A 16,142-nucleotide genomic window follows, 5' to 3' on the forward strand; every position below is an offset into this window, starting at 1 on the left:
GCCTGATCGGGCGGGGGGGGCCGGGCCGGGTGTGCCCCCCGCCCCGCCCGGACCGCCCGGCCGCCCGCCGCCCATCGGGCGGCGGCTTGATGACGTAGGGAAGGTATGAATCACGGGCCTTCTGCCCCATCTCGTCTGGCTACAGACTGGCCGCCAACTCGACCATGCTCCCGATCACCGCATCGGCTCCGGCGCGCGTCAGGCTCTCGGCCTTAACCGGTTCCACGGCGTACGCGATACTGCGGGCTCCGGCTCGAACCGCGGCTTCCACGTCGAAGTCGGAGTCGCCGATCAGCGCGGCATCGCCGATGTCGACTCGCAGCGCTAACTGGCACGACCTGGCCTGCCGCGTCCGTCTTCGCCGGTCGGTTTCACAAGGGGATAGGGCGGTACCGAAGAGCGGCTTCGACTATCTCCTCCGGGATGGCGTCTCGCAGCTCATCCGGAGGCCAGAAGATCAGGTCGCTGACTTCTGGATGCGGCACGTTGGCTTCGAGCAGCGCCAAGTAGTAATCGCTCTCCGGGTCGGCCTCCATGATCCGGCGAACGATTTCTGCCAGTTCTGCCGGGGTGATGTCCGGTACTTTCGCCGGGGCCGGGCGGGCGGCGTTCTTGACAACGTCCTCCAGATCTTCCGACTCCCAGTACGCGGCGAAATGTCGGGGCTTGTAGCTGTGGCCGGTCTGCTCATTGAGCGCTGCTATGGCCTGGCGCGCCTCCGGCATTCTGCCTTCTTCTATGAGTTGGGCGATCCGGTCGATCTCAGCGCCCAGTTGCTTCATGAATTCCCTGGGCACCGGTGGGGGAAGCAATTCCGGTCGTAGATCCATGCCGGACATTGTCCCTGTGAGGCACGACAGTCTTCGCGGCCCATCGGACCACGCGCCGGGCGGGGAGTGTCACGATCGGTCCATGCCAGCCGGTTTCCTGGGCAGCATGAATGCCCTCCCTCGTCTTCCCGTCGGCATCGGGCGCCTCCAGCTGATCCCGCCAGACTGGTCTGACCTATCCCCGGTAGAGGCGGTTGCTGTACGCCCACGCAGAAGGCCCTCCCGGATCATCCGGAAGGGCCTTTGACCTGGGAGCCGCCTTGGGGATTCGAACCCCAGACCCCTTCATTACGAGTGAAGTGCTCTGGCCGACTGAGCTAAGGCGGCGTGCCGTGCAGCGTGATGAGTCTACAGGAGCCAGAGGGGTTCTTGCTCCCGCTGACTAGCTGATCCCCGGACAGATCGTCCCGTCCGCAGGTGCCACACCCGTCAGGAGGTAGGTGTCCACAGCGTCGTCCACACAGGACGAGCCGTTGAAGTAGGCCGTGTGGCCGTCGCCGTCGAAGCCGAGGAAGACGCCCGAGTCCAGCTGGGACGCGAGGGACTGCGCCCACTCGTACGGGGTCGCCGGGTCGCGTTTGGTGCCTATGACGAGGATGGGGGCCGATCCTCTGGCCTTGAGCGGATGGTTGCTGAACGTCGGCTTGGCGGGCCAGGTCGCGCAGGGGAGGGAGCTCCACATGATGTACGGACCGAATCTCGGCGATCGTTCAGCCGCCTCGGCCGCCGCGGTGGCGTAGGCGGAGGTTTCGCGCGGGTAAGCGCTGTCGACGCAGTTGACGGCCATGTTGGCCTCGGTCTGGTTGGAGTAGGTGCCGTTGTCGCGTCTGCCGATGAGCCGGTCCGCGTTGGCGAGGAGCGAGGTGCCGTCGCCGGCCAGCGCCTGGCGGAGTGTCTTCGTCAGTTCGGGCCAGGAGTCGCGGTCGTAGAGCGGGGTCAGCGCGCCCAGCGTGGCCAGGGCCTCGGTGACCTGACGTCCGTTGGACGGCAGGGCTTGCGCGTCCGTGCGGCGTAGCAGGTCGGCGAGTTCGTTCAGGGCGCCGTCCACGTCGTGGCTGCGGAACGGGCAGCTGGCCTCAGCCAGGCAGTCCTCGACGTACGCGCGGAAGGCGCGCTCGAAGCCCATGGCCTGGTCGGAGTTGAGTTTGAGGCGGGGGATGGACGGGTCCAGGGCGCCGTCGAGCACCAGCGCGCGAACCTTGGCGGGGAAGAGGTCGGCATACACGGCGCCCAGGAAGGTGCCGTAGGACTTGCCGAGGTAGGTCAGCTTCTCCTCGCCCAACGCCTGGCGCAGGAGGTCCATGTCGCGGGCGGCGTCGGCGGTTCCGAGGTGTGGGAGCAGACGTCCCGACCTGGCCTGGCAGCCGTCCGCGAACTCGCGCGAGCCCTGCTCCAGCGCGGCCTGCTCCTGCGGGGAGTCGGGGGTCGTGTCCAGTGCGAGGAACGCGTCGAGACGGTCGTCGCTCAGACACCTGACCGGCTCGGACTCCCCGACGCCACGCGGGTCGAACCCCACGATGTCGAAGCGCTCCCGGATTTTTCGGCTCAGAGTCACCTGAGCAGCTCTGGCGTACTGGATGCCGGAACTGCCCGGCCCGCCCGGGTTGATCACCAGCGAGCCTATTCGGTCGCCGGTGGCGGGTAGCCGGATCACCCCGATATCGATCTTCTCGCCGTCGGGCTTGCCGTGATCGAGCGGCACCCGGAGCTTCGCGCACTCGAACCCGTCGTCGCAGTCGGCCCACGCGAGCCCGTCGGCGGCCGGTCTCTTCGCCGCACCACACCCGCAGGCGAGAAGGATCATTCCGGCGATGACGGCCAGCACTCGAACCCACACGCTCCGGGATCCTACGCGCCCTGACCAGCCTGCAATCAACCTTCCAGCACACCACGGCCCGAGCCCCCGCGCGCGCACGTACGTCTGCCGGCGTCCCATCGCGTCCGCGAGACGCCTGAACTGATACAGCCCTGAGTGCCCGCTGATACACGACCGCTACGGTGTCGACAACCGGGCCGCCCAGAGTGCTCGGCATGCCTAATCGACTGATCGTCTGTGGCCTGCTGGGGCTGGCCCTGGCGTCCGGGTGTTCCGCAGCGAAGGAGAGCGCCGACGCCCCACCGGCGGACAAGCGCAGGGTCAGGGAGTCCGTCACGGCGGACTGCATGAAGCAGAAGGGCTTCTCCTACACCCCCTTCATCAGCCCGTCCACCCAGAGCGATCTCGAGAAGCGGGTGGCGGGTGGCGAGTACGCGGCGCTGAAGGAGACGCGCTCGAAGTACGGCTTCGGGATCTTCTCCACCGTCGTCTACCCCGCGCAGAAGCAGCCGGTCGAGGATCCGAACGAGAAGACCAAGAAGGCGCTGCCCGCCTCCCAGCGCAAGGCTTACCAGGCCGCCGGCGAAGCCTGCTACCTCTCCTCCGCCAAGCAGGTCCTCGGGCTGGAGCTCACGTCGATCAGGCAGCTGTCGGACATGACGGCCAAGGCGATCGAGGACATCGACAAGGAGATGGACGCTGATCCGAAGCTGGTGGAGCTGGCCGGGCCGTTCGCCGAGTGCCTGAGGTCCAAGGGACAGGTGGTGTCCTCGTCCGCCCCGAACGGGGTGAACAGCAACGGCCCGGGCATCTGGATGGACCAGCTGCGCAAGCTCGGCGGGAACGTCTCGGCCGGCAAGGCCAGGCCGTACCTGGCGAAGGAGGTCAAGGCGGCGCTGGACGACCTCGAGTGCGGCAAGGACTTCTACGCCGTCTACAACCCCAAGTTCGCGCGGCTCACCATCGAGGCCAGGACGAAGTTCGGGTTCTCTCCCACGCCATGAGAAAGCTACTGATCGTCCTGGGCGGGGTGCTGGCCATCGCGGGTGCGGGCTGGGGAGTGGGCACGCAGCTGCGCTCCCCGGCGGACGAGGCAGCCGCGCGCACCCCGCCCAGGCCGTCGCTGATCACCGTTCCGGTCGAGCGCCGCAAGCTGGTCAGCACCGTCGTGGTCGCCGGCACGGTGGCGTACGGCTCGCCGCTGCCGATCACGCTGGCCGGGGTGGTCGGCGGCGACGAGGACCTGCAGCGGGTGACCCGCGCCCCTCGTCCGGGCAGGGTGACGGAGGGCGCCGTGCTGATGGAGGTCAACGGCCGGCCCGTCTTCGCCTTCACCGGCCGCGTGCCGATGCACCGCACGCTCACTCCCGGCGCCAGGGGCGACGACGTCAGGCAGTTGCAGAAGGCGCTGCGGGCTCCGGCGAGCGGGGTGTTCGACCGGGCCACGATCGCGGCGGTGACCAGGTTCTACGCCAGAAAGGGGTACGAGGCCCAGCGGCCGACGATCGCGGCCAGGCAGCAGCGTGACACGCTACGCCGCACCGTACAGACCGCGAGAGAGACGCTGCTCACCGAGCAGAAGGCGCTCGACCAGGGGCGGGACGTGCTGCCGCTCAAGATCAAGCTGAACAACGCCCGGCAGGACCTGCGGGCGGCGAAGAGGGCGTTGGACGGGGCGGCGGCCGAGAGCTCCGACGCCGCGCGCGAGACGGCGGAGGCGGCGGTCCGGGCGGCGCAGGAGAAGGTGCTGGCGGCTGAGCAGGAGCTGGCGGCGGCAAGAGCGACTCCCACAACACCACCGGCGGCGACGCCCACGCCGGCACCTTCGCCGCCGGATACCCAGCTGCTCGAACTGCGCCTGGCCAACGCCCGCGCGGAACTGGAGGCCGCGCGCTCCGCGCTGTCCAGGGTGGGCGAGGAGGCTCGCAGGGCCTGGGAGAAACGGATGGACGAGCTGCGCAAGACCGTCCGGGACGCGCGTGGGGCGGTGGTCGCGGCCGAGCAGGAGCTGCGTCAGGCCAGGCAGCTCTCCCCGGTCAAGCTCAGGCTGGCCGACGCCCGGCGGGACCTGGCCTCGGCCTCGTCCATCCTGGCGGAGTTCGAGCGCACCTACGGCACGACAGTGCCCTCCGGCGAGGTGGTCTTCCTGCCCAAGCTGCCCGCCCACCTCCGCAAGGCGACGGCCAAGGCGGGCCGGCCGGTCGACGAGGTCGTCGCCACGGTGACGAGTTCGACGTTCATGATCACCGGTGCGGCGGATCCGAAGGAGGCGGAGCTGGTCAAGAAGGGCATGGAGGTGGCGATCGAGACGCAGTCGGGCAAGAGCGTGAGCGGCGTGGTGCGCGTACCCGGCGAGTCCGTACGGATCACCCCGAGCGGCTCGAAGGGGCTCAAGAGCGGCGACACCGTGACAGCGCGGATCACGGTGGGCGCCACCGACCGGGAGGTGCTGATCGTCCCGGTGGCCGCGGTGATCACTGCGGCGGACGGGAGGGCCAGGGTGCTGGTGGAGACGGCCACCGACAGGACCAGGGAGGTCGAGGTGCGTACCGGGCTCACCGCCGACGGCGCCGTCGAGGTCACCGGAGACCTGCGGCCCGGCGACCGGGTGGTGGTCAACCGTGGCTGAGCCGGTGATCGCCCTTGAGGCGCTGACCAAGGAGTTCGCCACGGTGCGCGCCCTGTCGGACGTCTCGCTCGTGGTGGGCGCCTGCGACTACGTGGCCGTCGTCGGGCCGTCGGGATCGGGCAAGTCGACGCTGCTCAACGTGCTCGGCCTGCTCGACCGGCCCACCTCCGGCAGTTACCGGCTCGACGGCGTCGAGACGACCTCGCTCGGCGAGGGGGAGCGGACCAGAGTGCGCGGCAGCCGTATCGGCTTCGTCTTCCAGTCCTTCCACCTGCTTCCTCAGCGCAGCGTCGTGGAGAACGTGATGCTGGCAGAGGTGTACGGCGGGCATCCGCGCAGGGACCGCAGGGCCAGAGCGCTGGCCGCGCTGGACCGGGTGAGCCTGTCCCACCGGGTCGGTTACCTGCCCGATCGCCTGTCCGGCGGGGAACGGCAGCGGGCCGCCATCGCCCGCGCGCTGATGGGCGCGCCCTGTCTGCTGCTGTGCGACGAGCCGACGGGCAACCTCGACAGCAGGAACACCGAAGCCGTGCTCGACCTCTTCGACGAGTTGCGCGAACAGGGCATGACCATCGTGGTCATCACGCACGAGAACGAGGTCAGCGACCGGGCCGCGCGCAGGGTTCGGATCACCGACGGCGTCCTGGTGGAGGAGTAGCCGTGCACCCGAGCGACCTGCTGAACGAGGCGCTGGCCGGGCTGCTCGCCCGCCCGGTGCGCGCGGCGCTGACGGCGCTGGGGACCGTCCTGGGCATCGCGACGTTGGTGATCACGCTGGGCACGGCGGCGACGGCGGGCAACCAGATCGTCGGCCGGTTCGACGCGCTCACCGCCACCGCGATCACCGTCGAGGTGCCCACCGGCGAGGTGGGCTGGGCGGCCGTCGACCAGGTGACCAGGTTGCGTGGCGTGACGGCCGCCGCCGCGCTGGCCGAGGGCGGGCAGAGCGCCAACCTGGTCGTCCGCTCCAACAACCTCCTCGATCCCACCCGGGCGGGCAGCCAGACGCTGAGCGTGGTCGCCACCACCTCCGGGTTGCCCGCCACCGTGAGGGGGCGCATGCTCCAGGGCCGCTACTTCGACCAGGGGCACATGAGGCGTGGCGACAGGGTGGTCGTGCTGGGCGAGCAGGCGGCCAGGCTGCTCGGCGTCTCCCGGCTGGAGCGCGCGCCGGCGGTGTTCATCGACGGGCGGGCCTTCACCGTCATCGGCATCCTGGGCGGCTTCCAGCGGGACAGGGGCCTCAGCGGTTCGGTCCTGGTCCCGCCGGCGGCGGGTAGGCTGCTGGGGCTCGGCGGCGTGACCAGGGTGCTGGTCACCACGAGTCTCGGCGCCGCCGACCTGATCGCCGGGCAGGTGGCGACCGCGCTCAAGCCGGGCGGCGAGGGGGTCCTGCAGGTGGTCAACCCGCCCAGCCCGACCAGGGCGCGCGACGCGGTGCGGAACGATGTCAACGGGCTGTTCCTGGTCCTCGGGCTGGTCTCCCTGGTCGTGGGCGCCGTCGGCATCGCTAACGTGACATTGGTGACCATTATGGAACGAACCACGGAGATCGGGCTGCGACGCTCGCTGGGCGCCGCGCGCCGGCACATCGCCGCGCAGTTCCTGCTGGAGTCCACGCTGACCGGCCTGACCGGGGGCGTGGTGGGCGCCGCCATCGGCGTGGCGGCCATCGTCGCCATCTCGGCGGCCAAGCAGTGGACACCCGTCCTCGACGTACGACTGGCCGTCGCGGCCCCGGTGATGGGCGCGCTGGTCGGACTGCTGGCGGGGCTCTATCCCTCGATGCGCGCGGCCCGCATGGAACCTGTGGACGCGCTGCGATGACCCACCTGCTGCTCGTCGAGGACGACGAGGTGATCAGGAACACCGTGGGCCTGGCGCTCGAGCGCTACGGCTACCAGGTGTCCACGGCGGGCGACGGCCTGGCCGGGCTCGAGCTCTTCCGGTCGGGCGGCCACGACGTGCTGCTGCTCGACGTGATGCTGCCCGCACTGGACGGCATCGGGCTGACCCGCAGGGTCAGGGAGGTCAGCCAGGTGCCGATCCTGATGATGTCGGCGCGCGGCGACAGCCTGGACGTGGTGTCGGGGCTGGAGGCGGGCGCGGACGACTACGTGGTCAAGCCGGTCGACACCGCGGTGCTGGTGGCCAGGATCCGGTCGCTGCTGCGCAGGGGCGGGCAGCGCCAGGGGAGCGCCCAGCTCGTCTTCGGCGACCTGGTCATCGACCCCGAGGGCATGGAGGTGCACAGGGGCGGCTCCCGCCTGGCGCTGTCACCCACCGAGCTGAAGCTCCTGCTGGAGTTCGCCGCCAACCCCGGCGTCGTGCTGGACAGGCAGACCCTGCTGGCCAACGTCTGGGACTACGCGTGGGACGGCGACAGCCGCGTCGTCGACCTGTGCGTGCAGCGGCTGCGGGCCAAGGTCGGCGCCGACCGCATCGAGACGGTGCGCGGCTTCGGCTACAAGCTGCGCCGATGATCTGGAAGATCGGCGCCCTCGTCGTCGCCGCCGCGTGTACGGTCGCCATCGCGGTCGGGCTGCTGGTGCACAAGTCCACCTTCGACCGCGCCTACGGCATCGCCCGGGAGCGGGCCCTGGAAGCAGTCGACACCGGCACGCCGGTGGACGATCCCCCGGCTCCCCTGCGCGACGTAGCGCCAGGACAGCGGGTGACCTGGTACGACGACTCAGGACGGCACGGCCCGGTGATGTGGGCCGCCAAGCGCGAGGGCGACCACGTCAGGGCCGTCTGGATCGACATGGGCGGCGACCAGCGCAACCTGGAGGCGTTCGACCGGAGCATGGCCAAGGCGGGGCTGGTCGCCCTCGCCGTCGTGGTGCCCGCCACGGCGCTGGTGGTCGCGCGGCTCAGCCGCAGGCTCCGCCTGGTGGCCGGTACGGCACGCCGTATCGCCGACGGCGACCTCGACGCCAGGATCGGACCGAGCAACGGCAGGGACGAGATCGCCGAGATCTCCACCGCCGTCGACTCCATGGCCGCCGCCCTGCAACAGCGGCTCCACAGCGAGCAGCGGTTCACCGCCGACGTCGCGCACGAGCTGCGCACCCCGCTCATGGGCCTGGTCACCTCGGCCGAGCTGCTGCCGGAGGGGCAGGCCACCGACTACGTCCGCGACAGGGTCCGCGTCCTGCGCCACCTCATCGAGGACCTGCTGGAGATCTCCCGCCTGGACGCGGGAGCCGAGCAGCCCCAGCTGTCCACGGTGCCGCTCGGTCCCATGGTCGCCGAGTCAGTCCGGCGTACCGGGCTGCCCGTGCGGCTTGAGGTGATCGGAGAGCCGACGGCGGTCACCGATCCCCGGCGGCTGGACCGCATCCTGACCAACCTGGTGACCAACGCCCACCGGCACGGCAAGGAGCCGGTGGAGGTGCTGATCGGTGACGGGGCGATAGCCGTACGCGATCACGGGCCGGGTTTTCCCGCCGATCTGCTGGCTGAGGGGCCGCAGCGCTTCCGCGGGCAGGGGCAGGGGCTCGGGCTGACGATCGCCCTGGGGCAGGCGCGAGTGATCGGCGCCCGGCTGGAGCTCGCCAACGCGCCGGACGGCGGCGCGGTCGCCCGGTTGGAGCTCGCCGACGCGCCGGACGGCGGCGCAGTCGCCCTGCTCGACCTGATACCTGGTTGAGCGGTCGCTGATACACGGCCACCGCTGAGCGGACATCTCCCGCTCCGATGGTGTGCGTATGACACGTTTCCTGATCGTCGCCGTCCTGATCGCCTCCCTCGGGTGGGTCGTGACCAGAGACTCCTCCGGCTGGCCCGCGGAGGGCCAGGCAGCCGTAGCGGTCGACGGGGCGGGCACCCAGGTCAAGGGCGAGCGGACACCGGTGCCGATCGCCAGCCTGACCAAGGTCATGACCGCCTACGTGATCCTCGAGCGGCACCCGCTGAAGGCGGGCCAGGACGGCCCGGTCATCACGATCGACGCCACCGCCGCCGCGGAGAGCTCGTCGAGCGACGAGTCGACCGTGCAGGTCAGCGAGGGTCAGCGATTCACCGAGCGGCAGATGCTGCAGCTCATGCTGATCCCGTCGGGCAACAACATCGCCAGGATGCTGGCCCGCTGGGACGCCGGCACCCAGCAGGCCTTCGCCGCCAAGATGAACAGGGCCGCCGACCAACTCGGTATGGACGACACCACCTACACCGGTGCCAGCGGGTACGAGGACTCCACCACGAGCACGGCCGCCGACCAGCTCGCGCTGACGCGCGCGGCCATGAAGAGCCAGGTCCTGCGGGACATCGTCGCCACCAGGGAACTCACCGTTCCCGGCATCTCCCGCACGATCACCAACACCAACACCCTGCTGGGCAAGCAGGGCGTGATCGGCCTCAAGACGGGGTCGAGCACCGCGGCCGGCGGCAACCTCATGTGGGCGGCGCGCACCCAGGGGCGACTCGTCCTCGGCGTCGTCCTCCACCAGCGGGCGGGCAGCCCGCCCGCTGTCGGCCTGCGCGCCGCACTCGACAGCAGCGCGACCCTCATCGCCGCGGTGACCCGGCACGTCAACATTGACCTTAGGCCCGGCGAAAGGAGACCGTAAGACCTTTCCGACACTGTGGAGCCACGAGACAACGGCACGGAAAGGAAGCACCCATGCGCAAGCTCAAGCTCAAGCTCCAGGTCCAGGTCTCAGTTGACGGCTACATGGCCGGCCCCAACGGCGAACACGATGGGTGCCGTCGTCACCGACTCCTGCACGGCTTGAGCAACGAAATCCCGCACAGCTCACGACCGCCTGGTGAGCGACACAGGTCTTGACTACTCCTCGACTTCGGGTCGGGCGGTGTCTTCTGTGCCGTACATCTTCTCGTGCTGCTGCCGTGGCGAGCAGACGGAGGCCGACGGGCACGCGCAGCGCCGCCCTCCATCGTCCAGGCGAACCGTGACCGAGTCGGCCGGGACGTTGTGCCCCACCACCGTTCCCGCCCCCTGAGGGGTCTCGACCCTCGCCCCGGCCCTCGGGGCCGCCGCACGGAACTCCATGTACAGCGGGTGTTCGTACTTCAGGCAGCACATCAGCCGACCGCAGGCCCCCGCGATGCGGAGCGGGTTGACCGGGAGGTCCTGATCCTTGGCCATGCGGACGGAGACCGGTTCGAAGTCCTTCAGGAAGGTGGCGCAGCACAGGTCTCGGCCGCAGGGGCCGATGCCGCCCTGTAGGCGGGCCTCGTCGCGTGGGCCGATCTGGCGGAGCTCCACCCGGGCCCGGAGGTTGCGGGCCAGATCGCGGACCAGTGCGCGGAAGTCCACCCGGTGCGGGGCCGAGAAGTAAACCGTGTAGACGTTGTCCTGGTCCAGGAAGTCGACGCCCACCACCTTCATCGGCAGGGTGTGCCGTTTGATCAGGCGCTTGGACACGCTCCGGGCCTCGGCCCTGCGGCGCTTGTTGGCCTCGTCGCGGGTGAGGTGCTCCTCACCCGCGATCCCCTGGCATACGGGCAGCCCGTCGATCTCTTCGCTCGTGTACTGCGGCGCCCACACGCACTCCGCCACCTCGGGGCCGGCGTCCGTGGGGACGAGGACCTTGTCGCCGACCTTCGGGCTGTGCCCGCCGGGATCGAGGTAGTAGAGCCGTCCGTAGCGCGTGAAGCTCACGGCCATGATCATTCCCATGGGCTCGAGCTCGCCTCCTGACCGCGTCGGGGGTTCTTACGGCCTTGCGCTTGCCACAGTACGTCGGTCGGCGCGCGAAACGTGAGGGCTCTACGGCGTTATCGCACCGCACAGCTTCTTCTCGGGGACGGAGATGCCGTAACCCCAAAGGATCTTCGCCTGCTGCTCCTTGCACCTGTTGTTGATGACGCGAGCGACGCCGGGCAAACGGCGCAGCTGGTCGATCACCGCGGACCAGTCGGCGCCAGGGCTCATCAACAGCCTGAACGAGGTGGGCATGTCGGATACCTTGACCACCCGCAAGATGTTCTTGCTGCTCGCGTAGGCGCGCTTGAAGTTCTCGTACGCCTCTTGCTGATCTTCGAAGTGCGCTGACTGGACGCCCGGCATCGTGTCGATCGCCGCCGCGACGGCCTTCTGCTGGGCAGGCGTGATGCCCTTGCCCTCTGTTTTGAGGATCTTGGGAACCTTTTTCGTCGGCGACGACGAGACAACGGCTCCGCACGCCGTCTCCACCGAGTTGTCACCACAGAGGAGAGCGGTGACATCCGCCTTGGCCCCGTCGCCATCCGGCAAAAGCTCGTCCCGCAGTTTCGGATATCTGGCGAAGGCCACCCTCGTCACGGACTTCGCCTTCCGGAGCACGGCGTCCACGTCGGCTCCGGGCTTCAGGACCAGCTGGAACGACGCGAGCATGTCGGTTATCTTGACCATATCCAGCAGCGCCTCGTTTCCGGCGACCTCCCGGCGGAAGCGCTCGTAGGCGGCAGCCTGATCTTCAAAGGCCACTCTCTCCACGTCGGGCATGGCCTTCAGGGTCTTGTGCATCGTCATCATCTGTGTAGGGGTGGCGGCATGCCCCTCGCAGTCAGGGCTCTGCATGCTCGATCTCTCGCACATGAAGAGGGTGACGTCGATCGGCCCCTCCTGCTTGGCAGGCGGATTCGCCGTCGTGACACGCTGCTGGTCACCAGGCGCGACAAGTACGGCGGCCGCCACCCCCGCCAGAACCACCCCGGCCACCGCCACCATCCGCAGATCGACGCGGCTCCGCCGCCGCCCCGAAGCCTGGAGTGGCCTCAGCGTGCTGGCGTCGACCGTCGCGCCCGCCTCGGTGAGCGCCTCGCGCAGGCGGTCTTCCAATGGGCTGTTCATGAACCCTCCCCAAGTACTCGGCCGAGGGCGGCGAGCCCTCGCGCGATCGTGGACCTGGCGGTGCTCGCGCCGATCCCCATGGTCTCGGCGATCTCCTGGTCGGAGAGGTCGAGGTAGTAGCGCAACGTCAGCGCCTCGCGCTGCCTGCGCGGCAGCTCGCGCAGGGCGAGCAGCACCTGGCGGCGCTCCTCGCTCATCAGCACTGCGCTCTCCGCAGACCAGACAGGCGGCTCGTACGGCACGACGCGGCGGAAGGCCAGCGCCCGCCTCCGCATCACCGACCGGCACCCGTTGAACACCGCGGAGCGCACGTAGGCCAGCGCCCTGTCGGGATCGCGGAGCCTCCCCCGGCCTGCGTGCGTGCGGGCGAACGCCTCCTGTACGACGTCCTCCGCGGTCGCCTGGTCGCCGACCATCACCAAGGCCAGGCGCACCAGCCCCACGTGATGCTCCGCGAAGATCGACGCGACGTCGACGCGCTCGCGTATCAGGACCTCTCCATGGGAGAGCTGTTCGACTTCCACACCACAGAGACGCCTTGGAGCCTCGTCTGCTGCCTCCGTCACCCGGCTATTTTCCGGCTCACCACAGACCCGCCGACGCGCCCCGAACCCGGCCCAGGAGACACGCGGAGCCGGTGACCACGCGAAGGGCAGCCCGGTGGGCACGCAGCGAGCCGGCGAGCCCGCCGGGGCGCGAAGACGACTACATGGGGCTGCGCAGCGAGAGCATCAGGGCTTCGACGGCGATCTGCGGGTTGACGTTGGCGTCGAGGCGTTCGCGGCACCGCATGATGGCGTCGATCCGCCGCACCGTCTCCTCCGAGGTGGACGCCTTCGCCAGCTGGTCAAGGTCGAACCGCAGGTCGTCGTTGGCCAGCTCCACTCCGGCGCCGAACTGCATGGCCAGCACGTCACGGTAGAACGACACCAGTTCCAGCAGCGCCGCGTCGAGCGAGTCGCGTTTGATCCGGGTCGCGCGGGACTTCTGACGGTCTTCGAGCTCCTTCAACGCCCCGGCGCCACCGCGGACCAGCCCCCGGTTCAGGCCCTTGCCCGTGGACCCCTCGCCGTAGACCTTGCGCAGCTCGCTGGTCTCGGCCTCGTTGAGCGTCGCCGTGGCGGCGGCCGCCTCCTCCTCGGCGGTCTTGACGAGCCGCTCGGCCGCGGAGACGCACTCCCCGACCCCGGTCAGCGCGCGTGGAATGGCCAGGACGGCCTCGCGGCGCTGCCGTACGCCCTCGTCGAGGGCCAGCGCCCGGGCGCGGCTCACGTGCCCCTGGGCGGCCCGCGCGGCGAACCTGGCGGTCTCCCAGGGGACGCTGTGCCTGGTGGCCAGGACGTGCGCGACCGCCTCGGTGGCGGGCGTCGCCAGGGTGATCACCCGGCAGCGGGACCGGATGGTGATCATCAGATCGTCGGGGGCGGGCGCGCACAGCAGCCACACCGTGCGCGGCGGCGGCTCCTCGATCGCCTTGAGCAGCGCGTTCGCCGCCGACTCCGTGGCGCGGTCGGCGTCCTCGAACAGGATCACCCGCCAGCGGCCCTGAGTCGGCGCGCCGGCGGCCCTGAGGATGAGCTCACGGGTCTGCTTGACGCTGTAGGACAGGCCGTCGGGGCGCACCGACTCGAGGTCGGGGTGAGAGCCGATCAGCACCTGGTGGCACTGGTCGCAGTGGCCGCAGCCGCCGTCGGGGCAGAGCAGCGCGGCCGCGAAGGCCCGCGCCGCCTCGGCCCTGCCGGAGCCGGGCGGACCGGTGAACAGCCAGGCGTGCGTCATGCCCGCGCCGCGCCCGCCGTCGACGACCTCGCCGGCGGCCCTCGCCGCGCGCGACAGCACGGCTATCGCCTGGTGCTGCCCGACGAGCTCATCGAAGACGGTCACGGACCAAGGCTAGTCGCGGATGGCGGGCATCGTGCCCGTGATGTCTTCGGACTCGCGCGGCACCGGGTCAGGGAGGATCTCGCGCACCCGATCCTGGATGAGCCGGGTGATCTCCTCGGACGGCAGCATGCCGTCGGCCACCAGGTAGCGGTCGGGGGCGGCGGCGGCCAGCTTGCGGAACTCCTTGCGCACCCGCTCGTGGAACTCCAGCGGCTCGGCCTCGATCCGGTCGGCGGCGCCGCCCAGCCGGGTCAGCCCCACCTGCGGCGGCGTGTCGATGAGCACGGTGAGGTGCGGCACCAGCCCGCCGGTGGCCCAGGCGTTCATCTTGGAGACGTCGGTGGGGTCGAGCGACCGCCCCGCCCCCTGGTAGGCCAGGGACGAGTCGACGTAACGATCGGAGACCACGATCGCGCCCCGGTACAGCGCCGGGCGGATGACCTTCTCCACGTGCTCGGCGCGGTCGGCGGCGTACAGCAGCGCCTCGGAGCGGGGCGACAGGCCGCGCTCGGCGGCGTCGAGGAGGATCGCGCGCAGCCTCATGCCGACCTTGGTCGAGCCGGGCTCGCGGGTCTGGACGACGTCGTACCCCTGGTCGCGCAGCCAGATGGCGAGCAGCCGCGACTGGGTGGTCTTGCCCGACCCCTCGCCGCCCTCGAACGCGACGAACAGCCCCGGCACCTGCTCGCCACCTTCGGGCTCGTACTGCTCGCCGCGCACCGCCGCGATCAGGTCGGCGGAGAGCGGGACGCCCTTCCTGTCGTCCATGTGGCGCAGCGCCAGGACGCCGACGACCGTCGCGAGCGCGCCGCCGATGAGCAGCACCAGGTTGGAGCCGTCGAACTGGTAGGTGATGTCGCCCAGCCCGAGCACGTGCGCACCGAACAGCGCGGCGAGCGGGTTGGCGACGGCGACCACGAGCAGCAGGGTCACCCGGGCGGTGGACTGCAGGAACGAGAAGGTGCGGCCCCGCAGGGAGTCTTCGACCTCCAGCCCGATCAGCGTGTAGCCGATGATCCACGCGATGCCCGCGCACGCGCCGAGCAGCACGGTCAGCATGACCACGATCACCAGGTTGTGTACCAGCGCGATCGCGGCCAGCACCATCCCGGCCACGATGAGCGCCAGCCCGAACAGCCGCCGCCGTGACAGCCCGCTCAGCAGCCTGAGCCCGAAGAACATGCCCAGCGCCATGCCGACGAAGACCGCGCCGAACACGACGCCGTAGGCCGCGTCGCCGCCGCCGAGCGCTTCCACGTAGATCTTCGCGACACCCACCACGGCACCGCCCGCGGCGAACGCGCCGAGCATGCCGATGATCAGGCCGCGCACCAGGCGGTTGCCGCCCACGAACCGCCAGCCGTCGACGATCTGCTTGAGCACGGACGGCGTGGAGATCGCGCCGTCGCGCTTGGGGATGCCGCGGAGCGTGAAGATGAGGATCGCCGACGCGAGGTACGCGCACGCGTTGACGAACAGCGGCAGCGCCGTGGCGTCCATGCCGGACAGCGGCGGCACGAGCCGCTTGACCAGGTCGGCCATCACGGACAGCGCCGCGAACAACATGGCCGCGACCGGCGCGCTGCCGTACGTGACCAGCAGGTTGAGCCGGTTGGCCGCTTCGAGCTGCTCCTTCGGCACCAGGTTCGGCACCGTGGCCTCCTTGGCCGGAACCCAGAACAGGTTCACGCACTCGACCAGGACGGTCGCCACGATCACCCACTGGTAGCTGCCGACCAGCGGGATCGACAGCACCACGGCGAACCTGGCGAGGTCGGAGCAGAACATGGTCAGCCGCCGGTCGAACCGGTCGGCGAACGCGCCCGCGAGCGGCCCGAGCAGCACCGCGGGCAGCATCTTGGCGATGAACACACCGCCGATCGCCAGCGACTGCGTACGGTAGTCGCCCGCGTTCAGGTTCCCCGCGAGGGCGGTCAGCGCGAGGATGTTGAGCCAGTCGCCCATGCTGCACACCGACATGGCCGTCCAGAGCCGGCGGAACGGTGCGTTTGCCAGCACGTGAGTCGAACGGCGTCGGCCTAGGACGGTCATGATGTCAGCGTATCCAGGTGCTCGCTGGGAGTGGGAAGACAAGCGAAGCCTGAACCACCGGCCTGCTCGTCGCTGAGGGTATTACGTCGGCACGCCCGTGCGTAGGGCCCATGCGACGAATGGGCCCCCGAA

At 70.1% G+C, this 16,142-nt stretch carries 15 protein-coding genes and 1 tRNA gene; 7 read left to right on the forward strand and 9 right to left on the reverse strand.

The features are described 5' to 3' along the window. Positions 1-139: 139 nt before the first annotated feature. The 4 genes from ABZ297_RS25445 to ABZ297_RS25460 all read right to left on the reverse strand — a co-directional run bounded on the left by ABZ297_RS25445 (position 140) and on the right by ABZ297_RS25460 (position 2,667). Positions 140-322: an HAD hydrolase-like protein gene (locus ABZ297_RS25445; protein ID WP_355350810.1), complete on the reverse strand. Its 183-nt coding sequence runs from the start codon at positions 320-322 to the stop codon at positions 140-142. A gap of 49 nt (positions 323-371) precedes the next feature. Next, positions 372-830 (reverse strand): bacteriocin immunity protein, encoded by a 459-nt coding sequence (locus ABZ297_RS25450; protein WP_355350726.1) that lies wholly within the window; start codon positions 828-830, stop codon positions 372-374. Positions 831-1,083: 253 nt separating this feature from the next. Beyond that, positions 1,084-1,157 (reverse strand) — tRNA-Thr (locus tag ABZ297_RS25455). A 55-nt stretch (positions 1,158-1,212) separates the two neighbouring features. Next, positions 1,213-2,667 (reverse strand): alpha/beta hydrolase, encoded by a 1,455-nt coding sequence (locus ABZ297_RS25460; protein ID WP_355350728.1) that lies wholly within the window; start codon positions 2,665-2,667, stop codon positions 1,213-1,215. A 194-nt stretch (positions 2,668-2,861) separates the two neighbouring features. On the opposite strand from ABZ297_RS25460, the gene ABZ297_RS25465 reads away from it, so the two are divergent. From ABZ297_RS25465 to ABZ297_RS25495, 7 genes are read left to right on the forward strand one after another with little or no spacing between them, the layout of a single operon-like run. Next, on the forward strand, positions 2,862-3,650 hold the full coding sequence (locus tag ABZ297_RS25465) for a hypothetical protein (protein ID WP_355350730.1): 789 nt from the start codon (positions 2,862-2,864) through the stop codon (positions 3,648-3,650). Continuing rightward, positions 3,647-5,275 (forward strand): peptidoglycan-binding protein, encoded by a 1,629-nt coding sequence (locus tag ABZ297_RS25470; RefSeq protein WP_355350732.1) that lies wholly within the window; start codon positions 3,647-3,649, stop codon positions 5,273-5,275. The genes ABZ297_RS25465 and ABZ297_RS25470 overlap by 4 nt, the downstream gene beginning before the upstream one ends. Beyond that, positions 5,268-5,933 carry an ABC transporter ATP-binding protein gene (locus ABZ297_RS25475; RefSeq protein ID WP_355350734.1) on the forward strand — a complete coding sequence of 222 codons (666 nt, stop codon included), beginning with the start codon at positions 5,268-5,270 and terminating at the stop codon, positions 5,931-5,933. The genes ABZ297_RS25470 and ABZ297_RS25475 overlap by 8 nt, the downstream gene beginning before the upstream one ends. 2 nt (positions 5,934-5,935) lie before the next feature. Further along, complete coding sequence (locus ABZ297_RS25480; protein ID WP_355350736.1) at positions 5,936-7,102, forward strand: ABC transporter permease; 1,167 nt, start codon at positions 5,936-5,938, stop codon at positions 7,100-7,102. Continuing rightward, complete coding sequence (gene cseB / locus ABZ297_RS25485; protein ID WP_355350738.1) at positions 7,099-7,758, forward strand: two-component system response regulator CseB; 660 nt, start codon at positions 7,099-7,101, stop codon at positions 7,756-7,758. Before ABZ297_RS25480 ends, cseB begins: the two co-directional genes overlap by 4 nt. Then, entirely contained in the window at positions 7,755-8,927 is a 1,173-nt protein-coding gene (locus ABZ297_RS25490) for a HAMP domain-containing sensor histidine kinase (protein ID WP_355350740.1), read from the forward strand. The genes cseB and ABZ297_RS25490 overlap by 4 nt, the downstream gene beginning before the upstream one ends. Positions 8,928-8,985: 58 nt before the next feature. Continuing rightward, complete coding sequence (locus ABZ297_RS25495) at positions 8,986-9,846, forward strand: hypothetical protein (RefSeq protein WP_355350742.1); 861 nt, start codon at positions 8,986-8,988, stop codon at positions 9,844-9,846. A gap of 218 nt (positions 9,847-10,064) precedes the next feature. On the opposite strand, the gene ricT is transcribed toward ABZ297_RS25495, so the two are convergent. From ricT to tmk, 5 genes are all read right to left on the reverse strand, one after another. Continuing rightward, entirely contained in the window at positions 10,065-10,913 is an 849-nt protein-coding gene (ricT, locus tag ABZ297_RS25500) for a regulatory iron-sulfur-containing complex subunit RicT (RefSeq protein ID WP_355350812.1), read from the reverse strand. A gap of 96 nt (positions 10,914-11,009) precedes the next feature. After that, positions 11,010-12,074: a permease-like cell division protein FtsX gene (locus tag ABZ297_RS25505; protein WP_355350744.1), complete on the reverse strand. Its 1,065-nt coding sequence runs from the start codon at positions 12,072-12,074 to the stop codon at positions 11,010-11,012. Then, a complete protein-coding gene (locus ABZ297_RS25510) occupies positions 12,071-12,598 on the reverse strand; it encodes a SigE family RNA polymerase sigma factor (RefSeq protein ID WP_355350746.1) in 528 nt (175 codons plus the stop codon). The genes ABZ297_RS25505 and ABZ297_RS25510 overlap by 4 nt, the downstream gene beginning before the upstream one ends. Positions 12,599-12,779: 181 nt before the next feature. Next, positions 12,780-13,958, reverse strand: coding sequence for a DNA polymerase III subunit delta' (locus ABZ297_RS25515; protein WP_355350748.1), 1,179 nt, complete (start codon positions 13,956-13,958; stop codon positions 12,780-12,782). 9 nt (positions 13,959-13,967) lie between these two features. Next, complete coding sequence (gene tmk, locus ABZ297_RS25520; protein ID WP_355350750.1) at positions 13,968-16,010, reverse strand: dTMP kinase; 2,043 nt, start codon at positions 16,008-16,010, stop codon at positions 13,968-13,970. Between the last annotated feature and the right edge of the window lie 132 nt (positions 16,011-16,142).

Origin of the sequence: Nonomuraea sp. NPDC005983, assembly GCF_040614375.1 — a bacterium.
Taxonomy (GTDB): domain Bacteria; phylum Actinomycetota; class Actinomycetes; order Streptosporangiales; family Streptosporangiaceae; genus Nonomuraea.